Below are 25,168 nucleotides of genomic sequence, written 5' to 3'. Positions count from 1 at the left end.
TATGATAATGTGCAGTTCACGATAAAAGTGAAAAAATCATGCTCGACGCCACCGATCGCCGCATCCTGCGCCAGCTTCTGGCCGATCCCGAGATCCCGAACGCCCAGCTGGCCGAGCGGGCAGGGGTCACGCCCGCAAGCCTCTGGCGCCGGCTGGAACGCATGCGCCAGGCCGGGGTGATCCGCGCCACCCTGACCCGCATCGACTGGCGCAGGCTCGGCTACGAGGTGCAGGTCAGCCTGCGCTTTACCCTCGACAAGACCCATCCCCGCGCCTTCGACGAATTCATCGCCGCAGCCCGACGCGTGCCCGAAGTGACCGAGATCCAGACCTTCCTGGGCTCGGTGGACCTGCGGCTGTCGGTGATCGCCCGCGACATGGCGCATTGGCAGCAGCTTTACCGGGAAAGCATCCTGACCCTGCCGCATGTGGCCGACAGCGATGCGCTGATGCTGGTCTCGACCATCAAGGATGTGCAGGAGCTGCCGCTGTGAGCTTTCAGCCAGACGCCACCGACCTTGCGATCCTGCGGTTGCTGGCCGAGGATGCGACGCGCGGCGCGGCCGAGATCGGCCGGGCCCTTGGCCTGACCCAGCCCGCGGCCTGGCGGCGTATCCGGCGGCTGACCGAGGCCGGGGTGATCGCCGGGCGCCGGGTGGTGGTGGACGAGGCCGCTCTGGGCTTCGGCGTCACCGTGTTCCTGGGCATCCGCCTGGCGGTCAAGGGCCGGGTCAGCCTGGAGGATTTCGAACGTGCGGTGACGGCGATCCCCGAGGTGCAGGTGGTGCAGCACGTGCTGGGCCAGTTCGACTACCGGCTGCGCATCCATGCCCGCGACATCGCCGATTTTGAGCGCATCCTGCGCCGCCGCATTATGACCCTGCCCGGCGTGGGCCAGGTCGAGGCCAATGTCATGCTTTCCGAAGAGCGCCGGCCGGGGCCGCTTTAGCCCGGCGGCCCCGCATCGCGCATCCGGAAAGGCCGGCTGTGCCACAGCAATGCGTCCGGGGGGCTCGTGCCGCATTCGCTGGTGCGGGCCGCGCAATTGGCCCAGTTCGCCGGGCCGGGTCCGAAAGCCAAGGGCGCCTGGTCCTGCTGGACTATGGCGCCCTTGTCAGCTTGACGGCCCCTCCCGGCCGGCAGGCCGGTGCCGGCGCCGCCGTCAGGGGCCGATGACCCGGCAGTTTTGCTGCCGCGCGGCGATCCGGCCGCAGGCGAGTTCGGCGGTTTCCCGGTTCATCCCGACGAAATTCGCCTCAAAGCCCCGCTTGGTCGTGGCCACGCGGCTCAGCGCGCTGCCCAGGGCGCCGCTTTCCTGAAGCGCGGTTTTCAGCAGCATTTGTTCGGCCTCGTATTGCGACCGGAACAGTCCCAGCGAGACGCCCCATCCCTTGCCGCCCGCATCCGATCCGCGGGCCACGATCTCGGTCGGCTCCGGCGCGGCATCCTCCTGAGGCTCAAGCGAGGCGAGGATGATCGTCTCGGACCGCTGGGTCGGCGCAGGCGAGGCCAGCAGCGCCATGCTTTCCGGCTGCGGTTGGGTCGCCTGCACGAACAGCGAGGGCGAGCCCGCCGCCGGCGCGGAAAGCCCGGCCGAACGGTCGTCGCGCGGCGCCGGGGCAGGGCGGACGGCATTCACCGGCACGGCCGCGGGTTCCGAGGCATCGCCTTCTTCCGGCCGGGCCTCGGGCCGGGCGGCGCGGGCCAGCAGTTCGGGATCGGCCGCGACATTGGCGAACTGGCCGGTGCCGGGCTTGCGCGCCGGCCGGGCGCTGGCGGCCAGGGTGCTGCCGCTGCGGGCGGGGGCTGGCGCCGCCGCCTGGGCGCGCGAGACCGCGGCCGAGATCGCCGCCGGCGTCACCACCGCCACGGTCGAGGCGCGGGCCACCGGGCGGTCCGAGCTGGACAGCCGCACGTTCGCCGCCTGTTGCGGCTCGGTGCGCGCGACCTGCACGGTGCGGCGCACCTTCTTTTCGGCCACCAGCTGCGGCGGGGCGGGCTTCACCTCTCGCACACGGGTGGGGGCCTTTCCGAAGCCGGCATCGAGCAGTTGGGCCATGACCTGGTTGCGATGCGCGGTCGAGGTGCCGCCCAGCACGGTTGCGACGATCCGCTTGGAGCCCCGCTTGGCCGAGGCGGTCAGGTTGAACCCCGCCGCCCGCGTATAGCCGGTCTTGATGCCGTCCGCGCCCTCGTAGCTGTCGAGGAAACGCTTGTTGGTGCTGGCGACGGTGGCGATCCCCGCATCGGCCGAGCGGCGCGAGAAGATCGAGTAATATTGCGGGAAATCGTAGAACAGCCGGCGCCCGAGGACCGTCATGTCGCGCGCCGTGGAATAATGCCCCTCGGCCGTCAGGCCGTTGGCGTTGCGGAAATGCGTGTTGCGCATGCCCAGGGCGCGCGCCATCTGGGTCATCTGCGCGGCGAATTTCGCCTCGGACCCCGCCAGCCCCTCGCCGATCACCGTGGCCGCGTCATTGGCGGATTTCACCGCCGCCGCGCGGATCAGGTAGCGCAGCTCGATCCGCTGGCCCGGCTTCAGCCCCAGCCGCGAGGGCGGCTGCGCGGCCGCATGGCTGGACACCAGGAACTTGCTGTCCAGCCGGACCTGTCCGCGCTCGACGGCGCTGAAGGCCATGTAAAGCGTCATCATCTTGGTCAGCGAGGCCGGATGAAGCCGCGTATCCGCGTTCTGCGCATAGATTTCCTGCCCGGTGCGCGCATCCATGACGAAGGCCGCGAAGGGGGCGGCGGCCACCGCCATGGGCAATGCCCAGGCGAATAGGATCATCAGTCCCAAGCGGACTTTTCTGGTGATTCTGCTCACTGTCCCGGTCTCTTCTGCCTCTGAGGGTCCGTTCATTATGCGGGCCCTTCATTAATGAAATGACAATAACACGCATTCCCGTGTTCGGAAACCGCAAGTTTGTGCCCTTGCCGCGCAATCTGCCGCAGGTTGCCGGCGCTTTCGCCTCTGCCGCGGGGGCGGGGCTTATCAAGCGCGGGGAAAGGCTCTATATTCGGTCCCAGAACCGTCCATATCCTGATACGAGCGTCGTGACCAAACCGCAGATGACCAACCGACCTGGGGACCGCGAAGAGGTCGAACTGGGGGTCAAGACCAGGCCCCGCACGCAGCGGCCTCCGATGTACAAGGTATTGCTGCTGAACGACGATTTCACGCCGATGGAATTCGTCGTGCATGTGCTTGAGCGGCTGTTCAACATGAACCACGCCCAGGCGATCGAGATCATGCTGACGGTTCATCGCAAGGGGGTGGCCGTCGTCGGCGTCTTCTCGCACGAGATCGCCGAAACCAAGGTGGCGCAGGTCATGGAACTGGCCCGCCGCCAGCAGCATCCGCTGCAATGCACCATGGAAAAAGAGTAGAAATTGGCTGGATCACGGCTGGAACTTGTCTTTGGCGGCACGCCGCCCGAAGGGCGCATGCTGCTGATCGGCGCGGGCGCCGCGACCGATCTTGACCCCTTCGACCCCGCCCGCGTGCAGATCGTGCAGGGCTTTTACCCCGATCACCGGGCGCTGAAGGCGCGCGGCTACGACATGGCGACCGAGGCCTCGGGCGATTTCGACGGCGCCGTGGTCTTCCTGCCGCGGGCGCGGGCCGAGGCGCGGGCGCGCATCGCCGAGGCCGCGGCGCGGCTGGCGCCGGGCGCCTCGCTGTGGATCGACGGGCAAAAGACCGACGGCATCGACGCGGTGATGAAGGAGATGCGCGCCCTGGCCCCGGTGGACGAGGTCCAGTCGCGTGCCCATGGCAAGATCTTCCGCGTCACGCTGCCCCAGCCGGGCTGGCTGCCCGAGGGCTGGGCGGCGCAGGATCACCTGGCCGCGCCCGGCATGGTGACGCGGCCGGGCGTGTTCTCGGCCGACGGGCCGGACCCGGCGTCGCAGGCGCTGGCGGCGGCGCTGCCCGAAAAGCTGCCGACCCGCATCGTCGATCTGGGCGCGGGCTGGGGCTGGCTTTCGGCACAGATCCTGGCCCATCCCGGCGTCGAGCTGCTGCACCTGGTCGAGGCCGATGCCGCGGCGCTGGATTGCGCGCGGCGCAATGTCACCGATCCGCGGGCGCGGTTCCATTGGGCGGATGCGCTGGATTTCCGCCTGCCCGAGCCGGTGAACGGCGTGATCATGAACCCGCCCTTCCACGAGGGGCGTGCGGCCGACCCGAGGCTGGGCGCCGGCTTCATCCGCGCGGCGGCGGGGCTGCTGACCGGGGCGGGGCGGCTGTGGATGGTGGCCAACCGCCACCTGCCCTATGAGCAGGCGCTGCGGGAATGCTTTGCCGAAGTCGCCGAGCTGGGCGGCGATGCGCGCTTCAAGATCCTGACCGCCTCGGGAGCGCGGCGCGGCACTGCCGGGCGCCTTCAACCAAAAGGCCCGCAACCGAAAGGCCGGAAAAGATGAGCCTCTCCATCCAGGGCAAGACCGCCATCGTGACCGGCGCCGCCCGCGGCATCGGCCTGGCCATCGCCCGGCATTTCGAGGAGGCAGGCGCCAATGTCATGTTCGCCGACAGCGACGAGGCGGCGCTGATGACCGAACTGGGCGAACAGGCGGCAAGCGAAGGGCCGGTGCGCGCCTTTGCCGGCGACTTGGGGCAGAAGCTGACGCTCGCGAACCTGGTCTCGGCCACCATCGACGCCTTCGAGCGGGTGGATATCCTGGTCAATGCGCATCGCATGGTGCAGGGCTGCGACCCGCTGACGGTGAACGACGAGCTGCTGGGCGACATGCTGCGCCAGAACATGAGTTCCGGCCTGCGCCTGTCGCAGATGGTCGCCAGGCGCATGATGGCCCAGGCCGATGAGGCGGGCGAGGCGAGCGAGAACGCCTTGCAGCACGGCGCCATCGTCAATGTCACCTCGCTGGCCGCCGATTGGCCGCAGCCGCAGATGCTGGCCTATTCCATCGCCAGCGCGGCGCAGGCGCAGGCCACGCGCTCATTGGCCTCGGCTCTGGCGCCCAGGCGGATTCGCGTGAACGGCGTGGCCTTTGCCAGCATCATGTCCAACAACCTGCAACTGAAGCTGCGCGAGGATCCGGGCCTGCGCGAGCGCATGGTCGCCGCCACGCCGCTGGGCCGGATTGCCGGCGCGGACGAATTGGCGGCGACGGTGCAGTTCCTGGCCAGCGAGGCCTCGAGCTTCGTGACCGGCCAGATCCTGCGCGTCGACGGCGGCCGCAGCCTGGGCGACCCGCTGGCGCCAGGGGTCTACTGAGCCCTATTTGCCCTCTTCGGGGTAGGCGGCCTTGCAGGCATCGACGGCCGCGCGGGCGGCGGGGGCCAAAGCCTGCTTGCGCGCCAGCAGGTTGTCGCGCTTGCGTGCCTCGGCCGCCGGGTCGATCGGCACCCGGTAACGCTCGGTATCGGCAACGTCGCGCAAGCAGGGACGATAGCCCAGCCGGCGGTTGCCGTCCTTGTCCAGCCAGACATAGCGGCAGTCGTCCCATTGGGTGCGCATCACCGTGCGCTCCTCCCAGGCATAGCCGCGCGCCAAGTTGGCCTCGACCTCGGCCAGAAGGTTCGAGACGGTGCGATATTCGCGGGTGTTGCGGCTGATGCATTGCTCTTGCGGGGTTCCGCAGGATGCGACAACCAGAACAGGCATCAGGGCAAGCAGGATGTTGCGGGTCATGGCCGGGATCTCTAGTTGTTTCGCCCGAAGCATAAGCCCGCCCCGCAGGCGGGGCAATTCACGAATGCGGAGGCAAGCCCATGGAAATGCACGATGAGCGACAGAAGGCCGCGGCCTGGTTCCGCGAGCTGCGCGACCGCATCGTCTCTGCCTTCGAGGCGCTGGAGGATCGCGGCCCCGCCAATGCGCCGGCCAGCCGTTTCGAGATCCGCGAGACCAAGCGCGGTGAGGATGGCGGCGGTGGGCTGATGTCGGTGATGCGCGGCGGCCGGGTCTTCGAGAAGGTCGGCGTGAACTGGTCGGCGGTGCATGGCGAGCTGTCGGCCGCGGCCCGGCAGGCCATGGCGGCCCGCGGCGTGCCGGGGGTCGAGGGGGATCCGCGCTTCTGGGCTTCGGGGATCAGTCTGGTCGCGCATATGCAGAACCCGCATGCGCCGGCGGTGCACATGAACACGCGCATGTTCTGGACGCCCGGCGCCTGGTGGTTCGGCGGCGGCGCCGACCTGAACCCCTGCCTGGAATATGCCGAGGATACGGCGCATTTCCACGCCACGCTGAGCGCGGCCTGCGCCCCGCATGGCGCCGATTACTATGACCGCTTCAAGGCCTGGGCGGACGAGTATTTCTTTGTCCCGCATCGCGGCCGGGCACGGGGCGTCGGCGGCATCTTCTATGACGACCTGAACACGGGCGACTGGCATGCCGATTTCGCCTTTACCAGGGCGGTGGGCGAGGCTTTCCTGCCCGCCTTCCTGCCGCTCGCGGAAAAGCGCATGGCCCAGCCCTGGGGCGAGGCGGAAAAGGACGCGCAGCTGATCCATCGCGGACTTTATGCAGAATACAACCTGGTCTATGACCGCGGCACCAAATTCGGCCTGGCGACCGGCCACGACCCCGAGGCGGTGCTGATGAGCCTGCCGCCCATGGCGAAATGGGCCTGATGCCGGACTGGCCGGATCTCTACCTCATGCGGCACGGCCAGACAGTCTGGAACGCCGAGGGGCGGTTGCAGGGCCGGCTGGATTCGCCGCTGACGCCCCTGGGCGAGGCGCAGGCGCGGCGGCTGGCCTGGCTGGTGCGCGACCTGCGCGGCATGGCGCGGCTGGTCAGCACCGCGGGGCGGGCGCAGCAGACGGCGCGTATCGCCTTTGGCGGGCAGGGCTTTGACCTGGACGAACGCCTGCACGAAATCGACATCGGCGATTTCAGCGGCCGGCTTGCGTCGGAACTGCAGGCCGCGCATCCCGAAGCCTTCGCCCGCGGTCCGCTGGACTGGTATGACCTGGCACCGGGCGGCGAGCATTTCGCCGGGCTCGAAGCGCGGGTGCGCGCGTTCCTGGACGATCTGGACGGCCCGGCGCTGATCGTGACGCATGGCATCACCCTGCGCATGCTGCGGCTGGTGGCCATGGACTTGCCGCTGGAGCGGCTGGCCCAGATGCCGGTCAGCCAGGGCGGGCTGCACCTGGTCAGCCGCGGCCGGCACCGGATGTTTCTTTGACGCCTGTCAGGATTTCGGCGGCAAGGGGCGGGCAGGGTTGCCGACGACGGTCGCGCCGGGCGCCACGTCGCGGGTCACGACCGCGCCGGCGCCGACGATGGCGCCGTCGCCGATGCTGACGCCAGGCAGGACGATGGCGCCGCCGCCGACCCAGACGTCATCGCCGATGGTGATGGGCTTGCCCCATTCGACGCCCTTGGCGCGGCTGTCGCGCTCGCGCGGGCGATCCTCGGTCAGCAATTGCACGGCGGTACCGAACTGGCAGCGCGCGCCGATGCGAATCTCGCAGATGTCCATGAAGAAGCAGCCGTAATTCACGAAGCAATCCGGCCCGAAATGGATATGCTTGCCGTAATCGACGTGAAAGGGCGTGCGGATCACCGCACCGTTCCAGGTGCCCAGCAATTGCGTCAGGGTGCGGGCGCGGGTCTTGTCGCCGATGATGGTGGCATTGTAGTCGCGCATCAATCCCTGCGCGGCCTTGCGCATCGCCACCAACTCGCCATCGCCGGGCTTGTAGGGCCGGCCGGCCAGCATGTCCTCGCGCGCGGTCAAATGAAGCCAAGCTCCAGGCGGGCTTCCTCGGACATCATGTCCATGCCCCATTGCGGCTGGAAGGTCATCTCGACATCGACCTGCTTGACGCCGGGCAGCGGCTCGACGGCATCGGCGACCCAGCCGGGCATCTCGCCCGCGACCGGGCAGCCGGGCGCGGTCAGGGTCATGACGATGCGCACGGCATTCTCGTCATTGATGTCGATGGTGTAGATCAGCCCCAGGTCGAAGATATTGACCGGGATTTCCGGGTCGTAGACCGTCTTGCAGGCCTCGACCACGCTGTCGTAAAGGGGATGGTCCGTCGTCGAAGGCGCGATCAGCGGGTCGCCCTCCTTGAGATTCTCGGTGCTCATGCGGCGTGTCCTGTAAAATCTTGGCAATGATATAGGACTTGTGCCATCCGGGGTCCAGAGCCGCTTAGAAGCGGAAGTTCAGCCGCCGCGCCACGCCGATGCTGATCGAGGGCTGGCTGCGGGTCTGCACCAGCGGCGAATCGCCGGCATCGCCCAGCAGCCGGCCATAGGTCAGCCGCCCCATCAGCGCCGTATTGGGCATGAATTCGTAACGCGCCTCGACGCTGATGCGGGCGATATAGGCGCCGCCGTCGGGGTTGTGGACCGGCTTGCCGCCGGCAAGCGATTCGCCTTCGTCCACGCCAAAATAGGTGCCGGTGAAATCCTGGTCGCCCAGGCCCAGCTCGGCCCCGGTCCACAGCGTCAGCTGGTCGCTGACCTCATAGCGGTATTTCGCGCCCAGCTCGCCCACCACGCCGTGATGGCCGCCGAAACCCTTGCGGATGGCGCCATAGCTGGTCATGTCGCCCATGCGCCAGGACAGCTTCACCCCGAATTCGCCGGCGCGGCCGATATCCTCCATGCCGCGCAGATCCTCGTGATCGCTGGAATCGCGCTTGCCGATATAGTTCAGCGAGGGCAGGACCGAGATCCCGTCCTTCTTGCCGGCATCGGCATCGCTGTTGCGCAGGATGATCCAGGGCGAGGCGTCCAGGTTGTCCGAACCCATGAACTCGGGACTGTATTTCACGCCCAGCCCGGTATCGACCGAAAGCCCGCGCCCAAGCCCCAGCGACTGCGCCGCGGCGGGCGAGGTCAGGGCGGTGGCGGCAAGAAGCGCAAGCGCGGCAATCCGAGTCATGGCGAATCCTTATCAAATCGCCCGGCACCCTGCGTCGAAACCCGGCGCCAGGGCAAGCGGAGTCTGGTGAATTTTACACAATAATTCGCGGCTGTTGCGCTCAGGCCCGCTCGGCTTCCTCCAGCCGTTCCAGCGCCTCCATCCACAGCCCTTCGGCGCGCTGCATCGCCTCGCTGGCCTCGGCATGCTTGCGGCCCCAGGCTTCGGCCTTTTGCGCGTCGTCATAGGTTGCCGGATCGGCCAGGATGGCGTCCAGCTTTTCCAGCATGGCGGTCAGCTTGCCGACCCGCTCCTCGGCGCGCCTGGCCTCGGCGCGCAACTCCAGGATCTTTTCGCGCGCGGGGCGTTTCGGCGCCGGTTTCGCCTCGGCTTTCGGCTCGGGCTTTTCCTCGCCGGCCAGCAGCATGCGGCGATAATCGTCCAGGTCGCCCTGCCAAGGCGAGACGCCGCCCTGGTCCACCAGCCACAGCCGGTCGGCCACCAGATTCAGCAGGTGCATGTCGTGGCTGACCAGCACCACGGCGCCGGTATAGTCGTTCAGCGCCTCGGTCAGCGCCTCGCGGGATTCGATGTCCAGGTGGTTGGTCGGCTCGTCCAGGATCAGCAGATGCGGCGCGTCGATGGTGGCGAGCAGTAAGGACAGCCGCGCCTTCTGCCCCCCGGAAAGCTGGCTGACCCGGGTCTCGGCCTGCGCCTCCATCAGCCCGAATCCGGCCAGCCGGGCGCGCAGCTTTGCCGGCGGCTCGTCCGGGCGCAGCCGGCGGACATGGGCGATGGGCGTCTCGCCCAGCTCCAGCTCATCGACCTGGTGCTGGGCGAAATAGCCGATGCGCAGCTTGCCCGAGCGCGCGATCCGCCCCTCCATCGGCTCCAGCCGCCCGGCCAGCAGCTTCGAAAGCGTGGACTTGCCCTGGCCGTTGCGGCCCAAGAGCGCGATGCGGTCGTCCTGGTCGATGCGCAACGCCAGCCGGCGCAGCACCGCCCGCCCGTCATAGCCGACCGAAACCCCGTCCAGCGAGACGATGGGCGGCGACAGCTGGTCGGGCTGCGGAAAGCCGAAGCGGTGGAACTTCGCCTCTTCCGGGGCGGTGATCGGCTCCATCTTCTCCAGCATCTTGATGCGGGCCTGGGCCTGGCGGGCCTTGGTGGCCTTGGCGCGGAAACGATCCACGAAGCTTTGCAGATGCGCGCGGCGGGCATCCTGCTTTTTCGCCTCGGCGGCTTGCAGGGCGCGCTTCTCGGCCCGGGTCCGCGCGAAGGTGTCGTAGCCGCCGGAATAGAGCACCAGCTTGCGATCTTCGAGATGCAGGATATGGCCGACGGCGCGGTTCAAAAGGTCGCGGTCATGGCTGATGACGATGACGGTATGGGGATAGCGCTGCAGATAGCTTTCCAGCCACAGCGCGCCTTCCAGGTCCAGGTAGTTGGTGGGCTCGTCCAGCAGCAAGAGGTCGGGCTGCGAAAACAGCACGCCTGCCAGCGCCACGCGCATGCGCCAGCCGCCGGAATAATCGGCGGTCGGCCGCGCCTGGTCCTCGGTCGAAAAGCCCAGGCCGCGCAGGATGGTCGCGGCCCGCGCCTCGGCCGACCAGGCGTCGATATCGGCCAGCCGGGTCTGGATCTCGGCGATGCGATGGGCGTCGGTAGCGCTCGCGGATTCGGCCAGCAGCGCGGCGCGCTCGGTATCGGCCGCCAGCACCGTCTCCAGCACGCTGGTCGCGGTGCCGGGCGCCTCCTGCGCGACGCCGCCGATGCGGGCGCGGGGCGGCAGGCTGATGGCGCCGCCGTCAAGGCCCAGCTCGCCCCGGATCAGCCGGAACAGCGTGGTCTTGCCGGCGCCGTTCGGGCCGACCAGGCCGACCTTGTGCCCGTCCGGGATGGTGGCCGAGGCATGCTCGAACAGCGGCCGTCCGGCGATGGAATAGGATATGTCGTCGATGCGCAGCATGCGCCACCGCATGGCGCAAGCGGCGCGCCCCGTCAATGCCGTCATCGACGGCCCGCGCGAAGGAGGGGGCCGCGCCGGCTTTTCAAGCGCCGTCGCCCATGCTAACGGGGCGCGGATTTCCGGGCCACCTGCGGCCGGAACAAGGAACCGGAACAAGGAAAAGGACGACCGACATGGCCATCGAACGCACGCTCTCGATCATCAAACCCGACGCCACCAAGCGCAACCTGACCGGCAAGATCAACGCCAAGTTCGAGGATGCCGGCCTGCGCATCATCGCGCAGAAGCGCATCCACCTGTCGCCCGCCCAGGCCGGCCAGTTCTACATCGTCCACAAGGATCGCCCCTTCTACGGCGAACTGGTCGAGTTCATGGCCTCGGGCCCGGTCGTGGTGCAGGTGCTGGAAGGCGAGAACGCCATCGCCAAGAACCGCGAAGTGATGGGCGCCACCAACCCGGCCAATGCCGACGAGGGCACCATCCGCAAGGAGTTCGCTCTCTCGGTCGGCGAGAACTCGGTCCATGGCTCGGACGCGCCGGAAACCGCCAAGGAAGAAATCGCCTTCTTCTTCTCGGGCCTCGAACTGGTCGGCTGAGCCCCGGCTTCTTCGTTCCCCAAATACCCAAAGGAAAGGGCCGCCCATCGAGGCGGCCCTTTCTCCTATTGCCGCTTCGCGGTCAGCTCGAAACCGATCTCGACGCCGAATCCCACGGTGCTTTCATCGGCATAGCCCGCGCCGATGCCGAAATCGCGGCGATCGACGCGCATCTGCCCCTTGGCCTGCGCCACGTCACCCTGAAGCGTCAGCTCGAAGGGCAAATCGGCCTCGACCGTCTGGCCGGCGATGGTCAGCCGGCCCTGCGCGGCATGCGGCTGGCCCTCGGCCGGGGGCGGCAGGATCTCGGCCTCGAAACGCGCGGCGGGATGGGCGGCGGCATTCAGGAAATCCGGGCCCTTGGCCGCGTCGCTGATGGCGCCCAGCGTCAGCGAGGCGATGTCGACATCCACCGTCACCCGCCCGGTCTGGGTCTCCGGGTCATAGGCGATATCGGCCTGCCATTGCCCGAACTGCCCCGTGACCGCATTGCCGGCCTGCATGACCTCGATCTCCAGCGCGCCCTGTTCGACCGCCCAGCCCGATCCGGCCGCGGCCGCAGGGGCGGATGCGGTGGCGGGCATCTCCTGCGCCTCCGGGGTGTCGGCCGGGATGAAGGCGACCCCCACCCAGACCACCAGCCCCGCCAGGGCGGCCAGGACATGCGGCAGGAGGCCGGGCTGCGCGGCCGGGGGCTCGGGCGCGTGCTCGGGATTGCCGGCCATGCGGCGCATGGTGCCGTCGCGGTCGATGATCGCGTGCTTCAGCGCCCCCGCGACATGCAGCAGGATCAGCCCGGCCAGCAGCCACCAGCCGAATTCGTGGAAGGCCGCGAAACGCCCGGACAGCGCCGCGTCCTCGGGAACGAAGGGCAGGCGCTGGCCGAAGGGCCAGAGGATGCGGGCAAAGCCGCCCGGCGCCGCGGAATGCAGAAGCCAGCCCGACAGCGGCATGACGACCATGCCGATCCACAGCGCCCAATGCACGACCTCGGCGCCGAAGCTTTCCAGCCGCCGCTCGGGATGCAGCGGGCGCGGCTTCGGCTGGGTCAGGGTCCACAGCAGGCGCAGCGCGGCGAGGGCCAACGCCGCCATGCCCACGGTCTTGTGCACGGAATAGGCGGTGAAGATCGCCTGCAGCTGCGTTTCCCCGCCATCGGGCAGGTTGTCCGCGTAAAGCCCGATGGCGATGGCGGCCAGGATCAGCACCGCGACCGTCCAGTGGAACATGCGGGCGACCCAGCCATAGGCGCGGGCGGTATTGCTGGCTTTCATCGGATTTCTCCCATCGCTTCGCGCCAATGGCGCCGGCAGAGCGAGACATAGGTTTCATTGCCGCCGATCTGCACCTGCGCGCCCTGGTGCAGCACGCGGCCGCCTTCGTCCTGGCGTATGACCATGGTGGCCTTGCGCCCGCAATGGCAGATGGTGCGCACCTCGCGCAGGTCGTCGGCCACGGCCAGCAGCGCCGCCGATCCGGGAAACAGCCGGCCGCGGAAATCGACCCGCAGCCCGTAGCACATCACCGGCTGGCCAAGGTCGTCGGCGACGCGGGCCAGCTGCCAGACCTGCTCCTCGGTCAGGAACTGCGCCTCGTCGACGAAGATGCAGGCGGCGCCGCGGCCCCGGGCCTGGATCAGGGCGAAAAGATCGGCTTCGGGGGTGAAACCCAGCGCGGATTCGGCGATGCCGATGCGGCTGGCGATCCGGCCGGGGCCGGCGCGGTCGTCCAGCGCCGCGGTCAGAAGCAGCGTCGCCATGCCGCGTTCGCGGTAATTGTAGGACGCCTGCAGCAAGAGCGTGCTCTTGCCGGCATTCATCGTGGAATAGTGAAAATAAAGCTTGGCCATGCCGGCACATAGCCGCGAGGGCCGGGGGGTCGCAAGCCGCCGCGACGGGGCGGCGGCTCACGTTTGCGCGTATCGCGGCGGGATCAGGCCCGCTGCGCCGTTTTCGGCGCGCGCGAGGGGCGCCGGGCCGGGCGCTTGCGCGCCGCGCCTTGCGCCGGGCGGCCCGCGGGGCCGCCGCGTTCGCGGATCTTGGCCGCCTCGAAGGGCTCCTCGCCGCCGACCACGGCGATCTTGACCTTCATCGCCTTCTCGATGGCGCGCAGCTCGCCGATCTCGGCGGGCGCGCAGAAGGCGATGGCGCGGCCGTCGCGCCCGGCGCGGGCGGTGCGGCCGATGCGGTGGACGTAGTTTTCCGGCACGTTGGGCAGGTCGTAGTTATAGACATGCGCCACCTCGGGAATGTCGAGGCCGCGCGCCGCCACGTCGGTCGCGACCAGAACCTTGGTGTCGCCGGCGCGGAAGCTGGCCAGGGCACGCTCGCGCTGGCCCTGGCTCTTGTTGCCGTGGATCGCGGCGACCTTGTAGCCCCATTTCTCCAAAAGCTTCGACAGCTTTTCCGAGCCGTGCTTGGTGCGGCCGAAGACGATGGCCAGCTCGTCCACATGTTTGGACAGGTATTCCGCCAGCAGCGTCGCCTTGTCGCCCTGGTTGACGAAATGCACGCCCTGGTCGATCTTGGCTGCCGCCTGGCCGGGCGGGTTCACCGCCACGCGCAGCGGATCGTTCAGGTAGCTGTCGGCCAGCTCCTCCATCAGCTTCGGCATGGTGGCCGAGAACAGCAGCGTCTGGCGCTCGCGCGGCAGCATCTTGGCGATGCGGCGCAGCGCGTGGATGAAGCCGATGTCCAGCATCTGGTCGGCCTCGTCCAGCACCAGATACTTGGTCTGCGACAGGTCGATGGCGCCGCGCTCGATCAGGTCGATCAGCCGGCCCGGCGTCGCGATCAGCACGTCGACGCCGCGTTCCAGCCGCTGGACCTGCACGTTGATCGAGGCGCCGCCGACGACGCGGAACTGCCGGATCGGCGTGCCGATGGCATAATTGTCGATGTTCTCGGCGATCTGGGTCGCCAGTTCGCGGGTCGGCGCCAGGATCAGCGCCCGGCAGGTCCGGGGCTCGGGCTTGCGGCCGATGTTCAGCAGCCGGGTCAGCATCGGCAGGCCGAAGGCCGCCGTCTTGCCGGTGCCGGTCTGGGCCAGGCCCAGGAGGTCGCGGCCGGCGACGATGCCGGGGATGGATTTTTCCTGGATGGGCGAGGGGGTCTCGATGCCCAGGCCCGGCAGGTTGATCGCCACGCGCGCATCGATCCCCATGCGGGTGAAGGCGGTGTCGATATCCGGAATGGCGCGGCGGATGAATTTCTCTTCCGGCTCGGCGCGGTGACGGCGGTGGTTGGTGTTGGGCTTGTCGTTGCGGAAGCGCGGCTTGCCGCCTTGCTGGGCGCGGGGATTGCCCGAACGGTTCGGGCGGGTGGTCTCGTTGGTCATGTCGTCTTTCGGCCAGGTCGCCCGCGTATCGGCGCGCATGGCTGGGGCCGTGCGGATCGCACGGCAGGTTGCGAGGGGCGGGCGTGGATACGGTGATGCCCGCAGCCTCCCCGCGTGAATGGGAAACTGAAAATCGGTGCCGACCTTGGCGCAAGGGCGCCGGCTGCTCACGCGGCAGCGGGCGGCAACTTGTCGCAAATGAGGGTTCGGGCGGCGAAAGTCAAGCGCGGTCTGCGGAATCCATCCAGATCGTCACCGGGCCGTCATTGACCAGCGACACCTGCATGTCGGCGCCGAAGGAGCCGGTCTCGACCGGGAGGCCGAGCGCGCGCAGCGCCTCGGCAAAGCGCAGATACAGCGCCTCGCCGCGCTCGGGCGCCTCGGCGGTGGAGAATCCGGGCCGGTTGCCGGTGCTTGTGTCGGCGGCGAGCGTGAACTGGCTGACCACCAGCACCGCGCCGCCGATGTCCTGAACCGATCGGTTCATCTTACCGGCCTCGTCGCGGAAGATGCGCAGCTTGGCGATGCGCGCGGCCAGTTTCGCGGCCGCGTCCTCGGGGTCGCCGCGCATGGCGCAGACCAAGACCAGAAGGCCGGGCCCGATGCGGCCGATGCTGCGGCCCTCGACCGTGACCTCTGCCTCGGCGACGCGCTGGACCAGCGCCCGCATGTCAGCCGCCCAGCATGATGCCAAGGACAACCAGCATCAGCCCCAGGACCGAGGCCGCGAGCGCCGCCATGTTCACCGCGACGACCTTGCGCATGGCGGCGCGCATCTGCTCGTCATCGGCGATCCGTGCCTTGGCGCGCGCCGCGGTGACGATGCACCATGCCAGCGCGACCAGCCCGATCACCGTCAACCCGGTTCCGCCCCAGATCAGCCCGTCCCAGATCGTCATGTTCCGCCTCCGTCTGCCAGCGACGGCCTAGCGGCGATTGCGCCCGGCCGCAAGACCGCCTAGACCCGCGGCGGAAAACACGCGGGATGGGGTGCCGCCGGCCTTGCGCCGTGCGCATCACGGGCCCGCAGCAGCAAATGGAGCAGCAAATGGATTCGTATCAGGTGACTGCGGACGAACTGCGTCAGTTCGTGGAACGGATCGAGCATCTCGAGCAGGAAAAGAAGGATATCTCCGAGCAGATCAAGGAAGTCTATGCCGAGAGCAAGGGGCGCGGATACGACACCAAGGCGCTCAGGGCCATCATTTCGCTAAGAAAGAAGGACAAGGATCAGGTCGCCGAGGAAGAGGCTGTGCTGGAGATCTACAAGCAAGCCTTGAACATGATCTGAAAACCTTGGCCGGGCGCGGTTTCCTTGACCCGATCCGCCCGGTCGTTCCATGCGCTTCGTCTTGGGATGCGCATTCTTCAGGCGGAGTTTTTGTTTACATAATCATAATTATCGAAGAAATTCGACCCTAGGGGTGGATTCTATTCTAAATCGCGACAAGCCATGGTTTTCAGGCAGTTGCAATTCACGGAGAACCCCTTTTGGCCTCGCATCTCAGCTTCGATGAGCGCCGCATCATCGCGGCCATGCTGCAACGCAAGCTCAGCGTTGCGCAGATTGCCGCGCAGCTCGGCCGGCACCGTTCGACCATTCATCGCGCGATCCGGCGCAATTTCTGGCACGATCCCGATGTGCCGATCGCCAATGGCTAGTGGCATATGAACGCGCAGCAACTCGCGGCGTCTCGGCGCTGTCAGCTGTCAGCAGCGCAAGCTGGTCCGGCATGATGCGCTGCGGCTGCCGGTGATCGACCGGCTGCGCGCGGGATGGCCGCCCGAGCAAATCGCCGGTCGGCTGCGCCATGAAGGCCACTGCGAGCGGATGTGCCGCGAGACAATCTACCGCTATGTCTGTTCATCTGAAGGCCAGTTCCAGGAACTGGGCCGCTTTCTGCCGGAGCGGCGCCGCAAGCGGAAGGCGCGCCATGCCCGCAAGGCCACAAGCCTCGTCTTTCCAGAATGTTGCATGATCCGCTACCGCCCTGAGGCCGTGAGGAGCAGCCCCGGACCGGAAGCAGAGGCCCGCGGCCTGCGGCGCCGGAATGCGTCACCCGGCCGGCGAAGGCTGCCTCGGCGGCACGGTTGGCGGAACGCCCCATATCCGCGGCGCGTCCCGCATCAGCATCCGCGCCTCGATCAGGTCGAGGCGCTGGCGCGCGGCTTCGATATTGCCCGCGGTTTCGTCCAGAAGCTTGTGCCACAGGCGCAAGGCGGAAACCGGGCTCCAAGGCAGCGCCGCCTGCGCAAGCCAGCGGCGCAATTCCGGGGGCAGCCGGTCGTATTGCGCGATCGGGCAGCGCCTGCGGCGGCGGCGCAGCGAGGTGGCGAGGTTGCCGCGCATCAATGGAGCCTCCGGGCCTCGGCCGGCTCCACCATGGGGTCAAGCGCCAGGAACAGCCGCACCTTGCCGGTTCCGGCGATGGGCGGGGAACGGTGCAACAGCCCCGTGACCTCCATGCCCGGCCACGAGGCGCCGCGCAGGACCGCGACTTCGCCGCTGCGCATCGCGCCGGCCCGCACGATCCGGCCGTTTTCATCCTCCAGCCCGAATTGCGTTCCCGGCCCCCGATAGGTGCAAAGCAGCCGCGCGGGTAGCTGATCGACATGGAACCGGCGGCAGGCATCCGTCGTCACCGCCTCGAAGCGGATATGCATCAGCGGGTTGCGCATGATCCGGGCAAGCATCAGCGCCAGCGCCCCGATGTCGCTGGCCAGCAGGTCGCGCATCGTCCCGGCGGGCAGGCCGGACAGGTCGCAGGCGGCGTGGACGCCGCGCTCGATCGTCCGGAAATCGGCCACGGCACGCAACGCGGGCAACTGTCCGGGGGGAATGCTCTCGATCCATTCGGCAAAGCCGGGCGAGCGATTTCGCCGCCAGATCGCCGCCCCGACCCCCGGCCGGGTTATCTGTTCCAGTACGAGCCCGCTGGAGGATTCGAGGATCCCCCGCGCCTTGGCGGCGCCGGGGTGCGGCATTTGCGGGATTGCGGTATCGGTCTTTGCCATGCGTCCGGGTTTTCCCTCCTGGCTGTGTCGCCCCGTTTGCGGCGGGGGGCATTCTGCGCCCCTACCCCTGCCCTTGCGGTCGGCGCCCTGCTCAGGCGACGCGGCGCTGGCCCCATTGCGGGAAAGGATCGGGCAGCCCGGCCCAGGCTTCGGGCGTGAAGTCCCGAGCCTCGACCAGGGCGTCGTCCAGAGCCTTGGTGATTGCCGCAGGGTCCATGCCCGAGCCGATGAAGACCAGTTCCTGCCGGCGGTCGCCCCAGGGTTCCTGCCAGACCTTCCCGATGTCTTGGAGGGAATCCGGGTGGGTGGGCCAGCGATCCCGCGGCACCGAAGCCCACCAGCCCCCCAGCGGCGTCACGCTGGACATCGCCCCGGCAAGGCTGAACTCGACCGCCCAGCCGGGGCGCGAGGCGATCCAGAAATGCCCCTTGGCGCGGATCACGCCGGGCAGGTCGCCATTCAGCAAGTCATGGACCTTCTTCGGATGGAAGGGCTGCCGGGCGCGATAGACGAAGGACGAGATGCCGTATTCCTCGGTCTCGGGCACATGCGCGTCGAAGCCGTAAAGCTCCTTGGCCCACATCGGATGCATATGCGCCCTGTCGAAGTCGAAAAGCCCGGTATCGAAGATCGCCCCCGGCGCGACGCGGCCGAAATCGGTCTCGACCAGCCGGGCGTCGGGGTTCAGGGCGCGGACGATCTTGCGGGCCTGGTCCAGCCGGACCGGCCCCGCCGCGCTGACCTTGTTCAGCACCACCACATCGGCGAATTCCATCTGGTCGGTCAGCAGATCGACCAGCGTGCGGTCATCCTGGTCGCCCAGGGTCTCGCCGCGGTCGGCGATGAAGTCGTGGCTGGAGAAATCCCTGGTCAGGTTGACCGCATCCACCACCGTGACCATGGTGTCGAGCCGGGCGACGTCCGACAGGCTGGCGCCGTTCGGATCGCGGAAATCGAAGGTCGCCGCCACCGGCAAGGGCTCGGCGATGCCGGTCGATTCGATCAGGAGATAGTCGAAGCGCCCCTCCTCGGCCAGCCGGCGGACCTCGACCAGCAGGTCGTCGCGCAAGGTGCAGCAGATGCAGCCATTGGTCATCTCGACCAGCTTTTCCTCGGATCGCGACAGTTCTGTCCCGTCGCGCACCAGATCGGCGTCGATGTTCACCTCGGACATGTCGTTGACGATCACCGCGACGCGCCGGCCCTCGCGGTTGTTCAGGACATGGTTCAGCAGCGTCGTCTTGCCCGCGCCCAGAAAACCGGACAGGACGGTGACGGGCAGGCGGCGATCTCTGGCGCGGGTGCTGGCTGGCATGGTATCCCTATATGTAATGTTATTACATTACTTTTATAGCCGGGATCGCCGGGTTCTGCAATGCCCCTGTTCTTGCCCCCTCCCCCGCCTCGCCGAACAGCCGCGCCGCCTTTTGCCAGGGCAAGGCGGGCGCAAGCCTGCCTGGCACGGTGGGTTTCATGCGGTGCGGTATTCGGTGCGGTTCAGAACGGCGCCTGGACCAGGCGGAACGCCGTTGCGATGGCGAAGATCGCCACGAGGCCACCGAAGGCGATCTCGGCCAGGCTGGCGATGACCGAGGCGCGGCCAAGGGCCGGAAGCGAGACATGCACCCCGCGGCGCAGGGCGACCGCGGCGACCGCGGCAAGCCCCGTCACCATCATGGTGCCGATCCCCATGACATAGGCGCCGGCGATCCCGATTACGTCCAGGTCGAAGCGCCAGGTCAGGATCAGCAGGAACAGCGCCCCGGTGCAGGGACGCAGGGCCACCCCGGCGACCAGTGCGGCCGCTTCGCGCCAGGAACGGGCTGCCAGGACGTCCTGGGCATCCGGGACATGGGCATGGCCGCAGCCGCATGTTTCGGAATGCGCATGGCCGTGCCGGTGCCGGCCGGCGGCCAGCCTGCGAAACCCCCGCCAGCACAGGATGATACCCAGCGCCGCGATGGCCGCTGCCGAGAACGGCTCGAGGCTGGCCGAGGCGCCCTCGACGCGATCGCGCGCGCCGCCAAAGATCCAGACGCCCGCATAGACCACGGCCACCGCCACCGTCGCCTGCGCAAGGCTGGTGATCGCGGCCAGGCTGACCATGCGCCTCATCGGCACGTCGGTGGCAAGGCCATAGGCGCCGATCAGCGCCTTGCCGTGCCCCGGCCCCAGCGCGTGCAGGAAACCATAGGCAAAGCAGATGCCCAGGAATGCCGTGACCGCGCCGGTTTCACCGCCCCGCAAGGCCCGCGCCAGCGCATTCTGATAGTCGCGCTGCCAGCCCACCGCCATGCGGGCGACGCGATCATCCAGCCCGGTCCAGAGAACCAGGCCGGCGGCCACGGCCAGCGCAAGCAGGGCGATCAGGACGGCCTTGCGCATTCCAGCCTCATGTCGTCGGCGAAATCGCCGCCCACATCGGGGTATTTGCCCTGGTCCATGATCTCGTCATTGGTCAGCTTGGCCAGTTCGTCGCCATATTTGCGCTGCGCGGCGGCGATATCGGCCTTTTCGATCTCGACGCGGCAGTCGTCCCGGCCGCTGATTTCAAGCGCCCCGACCAGATCGTAGAAGGTGTAATAGGTCGGGTCATAGACCTGCAGTTTGATCCGCTCATCCTCGGGCCGGATCCGGTCCAGGAGCGCGCGGATATGGGTCACGACGATCCTGCCCTGCTGATAGCGCACCGCGACCTCCTGCGGTCCCGACAGCGCGACAGGATTGCCGTCGCGGGTCAGGTAGAGATCGCCGGCGAAATCCTCGGGCCAGTCGCTGAACATGGCGGTCAGGCGGGCGATCTCGTCATCCGTCAGCACGCCGTCGCCGTCCTGGTCCATTTCCATATCCTCGACCATCAGCATCGAGGAGAAGTCGTCGAAGGCCCAGACCACGCTGACGGCGCCCAGCCTGCCCTCGCCGTCGAAGCGGAAGGTCAGCCCAGTGTCGATGAAGACATGCGGATGCGCCTCGGCCCCTGCAAGGGCAAGGATCGACAGCAGGGACAGCAGGACAGGCCGGAGGCAGCGCATGAGGCATGCCTTATGCCGCGGGGATCGGCCGAGGCAAATCACAAAACCGGCGTTCGGACGCCCCTTGCCGATGCGTCGCGGCTTTCACCCCTGCTTGGCCCTCGCCCCTTGTCGGATTTCCGGCGCGGCAAGGGAAACCGTGAACGACATGCCTTGCCTCCCCGGTTTGGCAATGTAATAACATCACGAAAATTCGAATCCGTCATCCCACGATACCAGGAATTGCCAGGAAATGAGCCCCTGCACGGCCGGCCAGCCGCTGCGAGCCGCCGATTCATCCCGAACCCCATGAAGGAGAAACCATGTTCAGACATCTCGCGGGCGCCAGCGCGCTGCTGCTGATCCTGGCCGGCGCGGCCGCCGCGCAGGACCACGATCACGACCACGAGGATGTGACGCTTTACCGTGTCTTCGTCGGCGACCATGAAAAGGGCCAGGTCACGGCGTTCGACCTGTCCGCACCAGACCATCGCTGGACCTTCCCGACCACCGGCCAGGCCAAGCTGTATTCCGTGGCGGGCGGCGCGGTGGTCGCCGCGGTGCAATCCGATGCCGATACGGTGCAGTTCATCCGCAGCGGCATCTCGCTCCATGACCACGGCGACCACCGCGACATCGAGGTTGTCGATCCCGCGGCCATCGACGCCAGCCTGACCGGCCCGCGGCCCTTCCACCTGGTCGATCACGACGGCAAGGTGGTGCTGAACTACGACAATGGCGGCTATGCCGAGATCCTCGACGGGGCCGCGCTGGCCGAGGGCAAGGTCGAGCCGGTCAAGTTCCCGCAGGCCCGCGCCCATCACGGCTTCGTCACGCCTCTGGGCGACAGCTGGCTGTCCACCGTCGCTTCGGACGAGAAGGTCGAGGGCGACGCCTCGGTGCCGCGCCTCGGCCTGCAAGCCTTCGATGCCGAGGGCAGGTCGGCGGGCGAGCTGGCCACCTGCACCGCGATCCATGGCGAGGCCTTCTCGGGCGCCTATCTGGCCGCCGGCTGCAAGGAGGGCGTGCTGACCGTCAGGGCCGGGGCGAGCGGGCCGGAATACAGGCTGCTGCCCTATCCCGCCGAGCTGCCGCAGGGCGTGACCACCGGCACGCTGCTGGGCTCGACCGGCATCCAGGTGTTCCTGGGCAATTACGGCCCCGACGGGCTGGTGGTCATCGACCCGGTGGACGAGCCGCATTACCGCTACATCAAGCTGCCCTTCCGCCGGGTGGATTTCGCGCTGGACCCCGCCAAGCCCTCGACCGGCTACGTGCTGACCGAGGATGGCAGCCTGCACCGCATCGACCTGCTGAAGGCCGAGATCGCCGCCGGCGCCAAGGTGACCGCGCCCTATTCGATGGACGGGCATTGGAACGACCCGCGCCCGCGCATCGCCATGGCCGGCGGGGAAATCCTTGTGACCGATCCGAATGCCGGCCTTGTCCGCCGCATCTCGGCCGAGGATCTGACGGAACGCGGCACCGTGCCGGTCGGAGGCGCGCCCTACACCATCGCCGTGACCGGCGGCAGCGGCCTGACGCATTGACCGCGACGCGGATTGCGGAAAAAGGGGGCGGTTTCCCGCCCCCTGCCCCCTGCCCCAAACCTGCCCGCGGCCCTTCAGCCGATCCGGCCGCCGCCCTGTTTCGTGATCGCCACCACCGCCGGGCGCACCGGCATGTCGTCGCGGAAATCCGGCCAGCGGGTGGACAGGTCTTCGTAATAGGACGGCCGGCCGTGGCCCTCCCAATCCTCGCCGCCGTCGCCCGGATGCTGCACGGCGACGAAAAAGGTGGTCAGGTCCGGCGTCGGACAGGGCCCGCACATCTCGGCCCCGACCGGCACGCGATAGAACAGCCGCGAGGTGCCGCGCGCCGCGCCCTCGACATCCACCGCCCAAAGACCATCCGTGCGCCCGGTATCCGAAGGCGAGTTGCCGTCGGTCGAGACCCAGAGCCGCCCGTCGCTGTCGATGGCGCAATTGTCCGGCATCCCGAACCAGCCGTTCGCGGTGGTCGCGGTCGAGAAGGTCGCGCCCACCTCGGCGATGGAGGGATCGCCGCATTGCAGCAGGATCTCCCAGCTGCCCTTGGTCGCCGCCAGATCGCCCCCGTCCTCGAGGATCTCGATGATATGGCCGAAAGCATTGTCCACGCGGGGGTTGGCGGGGTTCGCCTCTTCTCGCTTGGTGTTGTTGGTCAGCATGACATAGGCCCGGCCGGTCTCGGCATTGGGCTCGATATCCTCGGGCCGGTCCATCGGCGTTGCGCCCAGCAGGTCGGCGGCGCGGCGGGTTTCGATCAGCACGTCCGCCTGGCTCGCGAAGCCGTTCTCGGCGGTCAGCGGTCCCTGGCCATGCACCAGCGGCAGCCAGGCAAAGCTGCCGTCCTCGTCGAAGCGCGCGACGTAAAGCGTGCCCTCGTCCAGCAGATCCAGGTTCGCGGCGCGGTCGTCCGGGTTGTAACGGCCGGCGGTCACGAACTTGTAGACATAGTCGAACCGCTCGTCGTCGCCCAGATAGAAGACGACGCGCCCGTCCTTGGCCAGGGCGCTCGCCGCCCCCTCATGCTTGAAGCGGCCAAGAGCGGTGCGCTTCTTCGGGATCGAGTTCGGGTCCATGACATCGACCTCGACGATCCAGCCGAAGCGGTTGGGCTCATTCGGTTCCTTGCCGATGTCGAAGCGGTCGTGGAACTTGCCCCAGGCATAGCTGTCCTCGGGGATGCCCATGCGCTTGTAGTTCTCGGTCTCGGGGTGGCCTTCGGGCAGCGCGCCGGTGAAATAGCCGTGGATGTTCTCCTCGGCCATGATGTAGGTGCCCCAGGGCGTGACGCCGCCAGCGCAGTTGTTGATCGTGCCCAGCACATTCGTGCCGGTCGGATCCGCCGCAGTCTGCATGCGCGCATGCCCGGCGGCCGGGCCGCGGATCTCCATCGGCGTCTTGGCGGTGATGCGGCGGTTCAGCGCCCCGTCCAGCACCGGCTGCCATTTGCCGTCTACCTTGCGGATCTCGATCACCGTGCCGCCATGGGCGGCCATCTCGATGTCCACGCGCGCCTCGGTCGCCTCGGCGACGGCGATCTTGCCGTTCTCGACGGTGACGATGCCGGGGAACATCAGGTGTTCGTTGGTATATTCGTGATTGACCACCAGCAGGCCGCGGTCATCGGCGCCGTTCAGCGGGATGAAGCCCACGAAATCGTTGTTATAGCCGAACTGGCGTTCCTGCGCGGCTTCGGACTGGTTCAGCGGGTCGAAGTCCGGCGCATCGGCAAAGACCTTGTCGCCCCAGCGCAGCAGGATGTCGGCGTCATAGCCCTGGGCGACGTGATGGTCGGCATCGACGCCGGCCGTCACCTCGGGGAAATCGAAGGCCGAACCTTCCGGCGCGCCTTGCGCCCTGGCCTCGTCGGCGGCCAGCAGGGCGAAGGGGCTGACGGTGGCCGAGATGGCGGTCGCGGCCATGGATCCCTTGAGGAAGCCGCGGCGCGAGAAGCGGGCGGCGATGATCTCGCCCATGGTGCGGTTGTCGGTCGGGTTGTGGCCCGGTCCGTCGGCCTCCTCCAGCTGGCTGGTGCGGAAGACATGGCGGGAAGGGTGTTGCTCGGTCATGGGACGCTCCTGGCTGATGGCGCGGCCCCGCAAGAAGCCGGGGCTGCCCGGCGTTCCATAACCGGCCAGTCTGACCGAAAGGTGACAGCCCGGCCCGCCCCAGCCGGGCCCTTGACCTTTCTGGGGCAAGAAGCCCTATTCTTTCGACCCGTATCCAGCTGAGGAGGGTTTTCCCGTGAAGCTCCACATCCCCGACATTCCCCGCGGCGCCTGCGCGTGCCCGGCCGGCTTGGCCGTTCTCCGGCCGAGCCCCGCGCGCCCCTCGACCCCGAGGAGGTTCGGATGAACAGGCTGACACCGATCCTTTTTGCCGGCGCGGTCGCGATCTCGGCCGGGTTTGCCCTTGCGCAAAGCGGCGATGGCGACGGGCACGGCCATCACATGGACGCGGGCCATGCCGACAGCCCCTCGACCCAGGCCTATGTCGCGGCGATGGACAGGATGCATGCCGATATGATGATCGAGCATACCGGCGATGCCGATGTCGATTTCATGCGCGGCATGATCCCGCATCACCAGGGTGCCATCGACATGGCCAGGGTGGTGCTTGAGCACGGCTCGGACCCCGAGGTGCGCAAGCTGGCCGAGGAGGTCATCAAGGCCCAGGAGGCCGAAATCGCCATGATGCGGAAATGGCTGGAGGATCGCGGAAAATAACTCGGTCCAGGCCCTGGGGTCGCGGCGCTCCTGGATGCCGGCGGGGCCGAGCAGCATGGCATTGGCATGGCTTTCGGCACATTCGCGCTGGCGGCGGCATCGCCGGTCCGCCTGC

General features: G+C 68.1%; 29 protein-coding genes. 12 read left to right on the top strand and 17 right to left on the bottom strand.

Annotation, left to right across the window (positions count from 1 at the left end):
- The first annotated feature begins 38 nt into the window (after positions 1–38).
- Together ACDP63_RS19575 and ACDP63_RS19570 are read left to right on the top strand one after the other, a co-directional pair.
- The gene (locus ACDP63_RS19575; RefSeq protein ID WP_024845419.1) at positions 39–494 is read left to right on the top strand and encodes an Lrp/AsnC family transcriptional regulator; all 456 of its coding nucleotides are present in this window, start codon (positions 39–41) and stop codon (positions 492–494) included.
- Positions 491–949: an Lrp/AsnC family transcriptional regulator gene (locus tag ACDP63_RS19570; RefSeq protein ID WP_024845418.1), complete on the top strand. Its 459-nt coding sequence runs from the start codon at positions 491–493 to the stop codon at positions 947–949. The genes ACDP63_RS19575 and ACDP63_RS19570 overlap by 4 nt, the downstream gene beginning before the upstream one ends.
- A gap of 213 nt (positions 950–1,162) precedes the next feature.
- On the opposite strand, the gene ACDP63_RS19565 is transcribed toward ACDP63_RS19570, so the two are convergent.
- A complete protein-coding gene (locus tag ACDP63_RS19565) occupies positions 1,163–2,791 on the bottom strand; it encodes a D-alanyl-D-alanine carboxypeptidase family protein (RefSeq protein ID WP_024845417.1) in 1,629 nt (542 codons plus the stop codon).
- Between the two features lie 281 nt (positions 2,792–3,072).
- On the opposite strand from ACDP63_RS19565, the gene clpS reads away from it, so the two are divergent.
- From clpS to ACDP63_RS19550, 3 genes are read left to right on the top strand one after another with little or no spacing between them, the layout of a single operon-like run.
- Positions 3,073–3,390 carry an ATP-dependent Clp protease adapter ClpS gene (gene clpS, locus ACDP63_RS19560; RefSeq protein WP_024845416.1) on the top strand — a complete coding sequence of 106 codons (318 nt, stop codon included), beginning with the start codon at positions 3,073–3,075 and terminating at the stop codon, positions 3,388–3,390.
- Between the two features lie 3 nt (positions 3,391–3,393).
- Positions 3,394–4,428 carry a class I SAM-dependent methyltransferase gene (locus ACDP63_RS19555; protein WP_024845415.1) on the top strand — a complete coding sequence of 345 codons (1,035 nt, stop codon included), beginning with the start codon at positions 3,394–3,396 and terminating at the stop codon, positions 4,426–4,428.
- Positions 4,425–5,243 (top strand): SDR family NAD(P)-dependent oxidoreductase, encoded by an 819-nt coding sequence (locus tag ACDP63_RS19550; protein ID WP_024845414.1) that lies wholly within the window; start codon positions 4,425–4,427, stop codon positions 5,241–5,243. Before ACDP63_RS19555 ends, ACDP63_RS19550 begins: the two co-directional genes overlap by 4 nt.
- Before the next feature lie 3 nt (positions 5,244–5,246).
- On the opposite strand, the gene ACDP63_RS19545 is transcribed toward ACDP63_RS19550, so the two are convergent.
- On the bottom strand, positions 5,247–5,660 hold the full coding sequence (locus ACDP63_RS19545) for a hypothetical protein (protein ID WP_024845413.1): 414 nt from the start codon (positions 5,658–5,660) through the stop codon (positions 5,247–5,249).
- An 80-nt stretch (positions 5,661–5,740) separates the two neighbouring features.
- Here ACDP63_RS19545 and hemF point away from each other — a divergent pair, with 80 nt between their 5' ends.
- Together hemF and ACDP63_RS19535 are read left to right on the top strand one after the other, a co-directional pair.
- On the top strand, positions 5,741–6,601 hold the full coding sequence (hemF, locus tag ACDP63_RS19540; protein WP_036748080.1) for an oxygen-dependent coproporphyrinogen oxidase: 861 nt from the start codon (positions 5,741–5,743) through the stop codon (positions 6,599–6,601).
- Positions 6,601–7,161, top strand: coding sequence for a histidine phosphatase family protein (locus tag ACDP63_RS19535; RefSeq protein WP_028710659.1), 561 nt, complete (start codon positions 6,601–6,603; stop codon positions 7,159–7,161). The genes hemF and ACDP63_RS19535 overlap by 1 nt, the downstream gene beginning before the upstream one ends.
- Before the next feature lie 6 nt (positions 7,162–7,167).
- Here the strand turns inward: ACDP63_RS19535 and ACDP63_RS19530 are convergent, their stop codons facing one another.
- The 4 genes from ACDP63_RS19530 to ACDP63_RS19515 form a co-directional block, all read right to left on the bottom strand.
- On the bottom strand, positions 7,168–7,716 hold the full coding sequence (locus ACDP63_RS19530; RefSeq protein WP_024845410.1) for a sugar O-acetyltransferase: 549 nt from the start codon (positions 7,714–7,716) through the stop codon (positions 7,168–7,170).
- Entirely contained in the window at positions 7,713–8,072 is a 360-nt protein-coding gene (locus ACDP63_RS19525; RefSeq protein WP_024845409.1) for an SUF system Fe-S cluster assembly protein, read from the bottom strand. The genes ACDP63_RS19530 and ACDP63_RS19525 overlap by 4 nt, the downstream gene beginning before the upstream one ends.
- Before the next feature lie 64 nt (positions 8,073–8,136).
- On the bottom strand, positions 8,137–8,874 hold the full coding sequence (locus ACDP63_RS19520; RefSeq protein WP_024845408.1) for a MipA/OmpV family protein: 738 nt from the start codon (positions 8,872–8,874) through the stop codon (positions 8,137–8,139).
- A 100-nt stretch (positions 8,875–8,974) separates the two neighbouring features.
- Positions 8,975–10,822: an ABC-F family ATP-binding cassette domain-containing protein gene (locus ACDP63_RS19515; RefSeq protein ID WP_024845407.1), complete on the bottom strand. Its 1,848-nt coding sequence runs from the start codon at positions 10,820–10,822 to the stop codon at positions 8,975–8,977.
- Positions 10,823–10,995: 173 nt separating this feature from the next.
- On the opposite strand from ACDP63_RS19515, the gene ndk reads away from it, so the two are divergent.
- A complete protein-coding gene (gene ndk / locus ACDP63_RS19510; RefSeq protein WP_024845406.1) occupies positions 10,996–11,418 on the top strand; it encodes a nucleoside-diphosphate kinase in 423 nt (140 codons plus the stop codon).
- A 65-nt stretch (positions 11,419–11,483) separates the two neighbouring features.
- On the opposite strand, the gene ACDP63_RS19505 is transcribed toward ndk, so the two are convergent.
- The 5 genes from ACDP63_RS19505 to ACDP63_RS19485 all read right to left on the bottom strand — a co-directional run bounded on the left by ACDP63_RS19505 (position 11,484) and on the right by ACDP63_RS19485 (position 15,653).
- On the bottom strand, positions 11,484–12,692 hold the full coding sequence (locus ACDP63_RS19505; protein ID WP_024845405.1) for a cytochrome b/b6 domain-containing protein: 1,209 nt from the start codon (positions 12,690–12,692) through the stop codon (positions 11,484–11,486).
- Complete coding sequence (locus ACDP63_RS19500) at positions 12,689–13,267, bottom strand: thymidine kinase (protein WP_024845404.1); 579 nt, start codon at positions 13,265–13,267, stop codon at positions 12,689–12,691. Before ACDP63_RS19500 ends, ACDP63_RS19505 begins: the two co-directional genes overlap by 4 nt.
- An 83-nt stretch (positions 13,268–13,350) precedes the next feature.
- Positions 13,351–14,754: a DEAD/DEAH box helicase gene (locus tag ACDP63_RS19495; protein WP_409928511.1), complete on the bottom strand. Its 1,404-nt coding sequence runs from the start codon at positions 14,752–14,754 to the stop codon at positions 13,351–13,353.
- Positions 14,755–14,974: 220 nt separating this feature from the next.
- Entirely contained in the window at positions 14,975–15,424 is a 450-nt protein-coding gene (dtd, locus tag ACDP63_RS19490) for a D-aminoacyl-tRNA deacylase (protein WP_024845402.1), read from the bottom strand.
- A gap of 1 nt (position 15,425) precedes the next feature.
- The gene (locus tag ACDP63_RS19485) at positions 15,426–15,653 is read right to left on the bottom strand and encodes a hypothetical protein (RefSeq protein WP_024845401.1); all 228 of its coding nucleotides are present in this window, start codon (positions 15,651–15,653) and stop codon (positions 15,426–15,428) included.
- Between the two features lie 149 nt (positions 15,654–15,802).
- On the opposite strand from ACDP63_RS19485, the gene ACDP63_RS19480 reads away from it, so the two are divergent.
- Together ACDP63_RS19480 and ACDP63_RS19475 are read left to right on the top strand one after the other, a co-directional pair.
- Positions 15,803–16,045, top strand: a complete 243-nt coding sequence (locus ACDP63_RS19480) for a DUF2312 domain-containing protein (protein WP_028710656.1) — start codon at positions 15,803–15,805, stop codon at positions 16,043–16,045.
- Between the two features lie 200 nt (positions 16,046–16,245).
- On the top strand, positions 16,246–16,416 hold the full coding sequence (locus ACDP63_RS19475; RefSeq protein ID WP_081750566.1) for a helix-turn-helix domain-containing protein: 171 nt from the start codon (positions 16,246–16,248) through the stop codon (positions 16,414–16,416).
- A gap of 394 nt (positions 16,417–16,810) precedes the next feature.
- On the opposite strand, the gene ACDP63_RS19470 is transcribed toward ACDP63_RS19475, so the two are convergent.
- From ACDP63_RS19470 to ACDP63_RS19450, 5 genes are all read right to left on the bottom strand, one after another.
- On the bottom strand, positions 16,811–17,104 hold the full coding sequence (locus tag ACDP63_RS19470) for a DUF6525 family protein (RefSeq protein WP_024845399.1): 294 nt from the start codon (positions 17,102–17,104) through the stop codon (positions 16,811–16,813).
- Positions 17,104–17,769: a DUF1826 domain-containing protein gene (locus ACDP63_RS19465; RefSeq protein WP_051419751.1), complete on the bottom strand. Its 666-nt coding sequence runs from the start codon at positions 17,767–17,769 to the stop codon at positions 17,104–17,106. The genes ACDP63_RS19470 and ACDP63_RS19465 overlap by 1 nt, the downstream gene beginning before the upstream one ends.
- 91 nt (positions 17,770–17,860) lie before the next feature.
- On the bottom strand, positions 17,861–19,084 hold the full coding sequence (locus tag ACDP63_RS19460) for a GTP-binding protein (RefSeq protein ID WP_024845397.1): 1,224 nt from the start codon (positions 19,082–19,084) through the stop codon (positions 17,861–17,863).
- Between the two features lie 182 nt (positions 19,085–19,266).
- A complete protein-coding gene (locus ACDP63_RS19455; RefSeq protein WP_024845396.1) occupies positions 19,267–20,154 on the bottom strand; it encodes a nickel/cobalt transporter in 888 nt (295 codons plus the stop codon).
- Positions 20,136–20,801, bottom strand: coding sequence for a DUF1007 family protein (locus tag ACDP63_RS19450; protein WP_409928510.1), 666 nt, complete (start codon positions 20,799–20,801; stop codon positions 20,136–20,138). The genes ACDP63_RS19455 and ACDP63_RS19450 overlap by 19 nt, the downstream gene beginning before the upstream one ends.
- A gap of 302 nt (positions 20,802–21,103) precedes the next feature.
- Here ACDP63_RS19450 and ACDP63_RS19445 point away from each other — a divergent pair, with 302 nt between their 5' ends.
- The gene (locus ACDP63_RS19445; protein WP_024845394.1) at positions 21,104–22,330 is read left to right on the top strand and encodes a metallochaperone AztD; all 1,227 of its coding nucleotides are present in this window, start codon (positions 21,104–21,106) and stop codon (positions 22,328–22,330) included.
- A 74-nt stretch (positions 22,331–22,404) separates the two neighbouring features.
- Here the strand turns inward: ACDP63_RS19445 and ACDP63_RS19440 are convergent, their stop codons facing one another.
- Positions 22,405–24,396 carry a PhoX family protein gene (locus tag ACDP63_RS19440; protein ID WP_024845393.1) on the bottom strand — a complete coding sequence of 664 codons (1,992 nt, stop codon included), beginning with the start codon at positions 24,394–24,396 and terminating at the stop codon, positions 22,405–22,407.
- Between the two features lie 282 nt (positions 24,397–24,678).
- On the opposite strand from ACDP63_RS19440, the gene ACDP63_RS19435 reads away from it, so the two are divergent.
- Positions 24,679–25,053, top strand: coding sequence for a DUF305 domain-containing protein (locus ACDP63_RS19435; protein WP_024845392.1), 375 nt, complete (start codon positions 24,679–24,681; stop codon positions 25,051–25,053).
- The last annotated feature ends 115 nt before the right edge of the window (positions 25,054–25,168 follow it).

This window comes from Paracoccus sp. P2, from assembly GCF_046335115.1.
Classification (GTDB): domain Bacteria; phylum Pseudomonadota; class Alphaproteobacteria; order Rhodobacterales; family Rhodobacteraceae; genus Paracoccus; species Paracoccus pantotrophus.
The sequence above is the reverse complement of the archived record's forward strand: the minus strand, read 5'-3'. Positions and strand labels throughout refer to the sequence as shown.

Coding starts and splice junctions, on each gene's coding strand:
- ACDP63_RS19575 (WP_024845419.1), top strand. CDS start 39: ATGCTCGACGCCACCGATCGCCGCATCCTGCGCCAGCTTCTGGCCGAT.
- ACDP63_RS19565 (WP_024845417.1), bottom strand. CDS start 2,791: ATGATCCTATTCGCCTGGGCATTGCCCATGGCGGTGGCCGCCGCCCCC.
- clpS (WP_024845416.1), top strand. CDS start 3,073: ATGACCAACCGACCTGGGGACCGCGAAGAGGTCGAACTGGGGGTCAAG.
- ACDP63_RS19550 (WP_024845414.1), top strand. CDS start 4,425: ATGAGCCTCTCCATCCAGGGCAAGACCGCCATCGTGACCGGCGCCGCC.
- ACDP63_RS19545 (WP_024845413.1), bottom strand. CDS start 5,660: ATGACCCGCAACATCCTGCTTGCCCTGATGCCTGTTCTGGTTGTCGCA.
- hemF (WP_036748080.1), top strand. CDS start 5,741: ATGGAAATGCACGATGAGCGACAGAAGGCCGCGGCCTGGTTCCGCGAG.
- ACDP63_RS19535 (WP_028710659.1), top strand. CDS start 6,601: ATGCCGGACTGGCCGGATCTCTACCTCATGCGGCACGGCCAGACAGTC.
- ACDP63_RS19525 (WP_024845409.1), bottom strand. CDS start 8,072: ATGAGCACCGAGAATCTCAAGGAGGGCGACCCGCTGATCGCGCCTTCG.
- ACDP63_RS19520 (WP_024845408.1), bottom strand. CDS start 8,874: ATGACTCGGATTGCCGCGCTTGCGCTTCTTGCCGCCACCGCCCTGACC.
- ACDP63_RS19515 (WP_024845407.1), bottom strand. CDS start 10,822: ATGCTGCGCATCGACGACATATCCTATTCCATCGCCGGACGGCCGCTG.
- ndk (WP_024845406.1), top strand. CDS start 10,996: ATGGCCATCGAACGCACGCTCTCGATCATCAAACCCGACGCCACCAAG.
- ACDP63_RS19505 (WP_024845405.1), bottom strand. CDS start 12,692: ATGAAAGCCAGCAATACCGCCCGCGCCTATGGCTGGGTCGCCCGCATG.
- ACDP63_RS19500 (WP_024845404.1), bottom strand. CDS start 13,267: ATGGCCAAGCTTTATTTTCACTATTCCACGATGAATGCCGGCAAGAGC.
- ACDP63_RS19495 (WP_409928511.1), bottom strand. CDS start 14,754: ATGACCAACGAGACCACCCGCCCGAACCGTTCGGGCAATCCCCGCGCC.
- dtd (WP_024845402.1), bottom strand. CDS start 15,424: ATGCGGGCGCTGGTCCAGCGCGTCGCCGAGGCAGAGGTCACGGTCGAG.
- ACDP63_RS19485 (WP_024845401.1), bottom strand. CDS start 15,653: ATGACGATCTGGGACGGGCTGATCTGGGGCGGAACCGGGTTGACGGTG.
- ACDP63_RS19480 (WP_028710656.1), top strand. CDS start 15,803: ATGGATTCGTATCAGGTGACTGCGGACGAACTGCGTCAGTTCGTGGAA.
- ACDP63_RS19470 (WP_024845399.1), bottom strand. CDS start 17,104: ATGCGCGGCAACCTCGCCACCTCGCTGCGCCGCCGCCGCAGGCGCTGC.
- ACDP63_RS19465 (WP_051419751.1), bottom strand. CDS start 17,769: ATGGCAAAGACCGATACCGCAATCCCGCAAATGCCGCACCCCGGCGCC.
- ACDP63_RS19460 (WP_024845397.1), bottom strand. CDS start 19,084: ATGCCAGCCAGCACCCGCGCCAGAGATCGCCGCCTGCCCGTCACCGTC.
- ACDP63_RS19455 (WP_024845396.1), bottom strand. CDS start 20,154: ATGCGCAAGGCCGTCCTGATCGCCCTGCTTGCGCTGGCCGTGGCCGCC.
- ACDP63_RS19450 (WP_409928510.1), bottom strand. CDS start 20,801: ATGCGCTGCCTCCGGCCTGTCCTGCTGTCCCTGCTGTCGATCCTTGCC.
- ACDP63_RS19445 (WP_024845394.1), top strand. CDS start 21,104: ATGTTCAGACATCTCGCGGGCGCCAGCGCGCTGCTGCTGATCCTGGCC.
- ACDP63_RS19440 (WP_024845393.1), bottom strand. CDS start 24,396: ATGACCGAGCAACACCCTTCCCGCCATGTCTTCCGCACCAGCCAGCTG.
- ACDP63_RS19435 (WP_024845392.1), top strand. CDS start 24,679: ATGAACAGGCTGACACCGATCCTTTTTGCCGGCGCGGTCGCGATCTCG.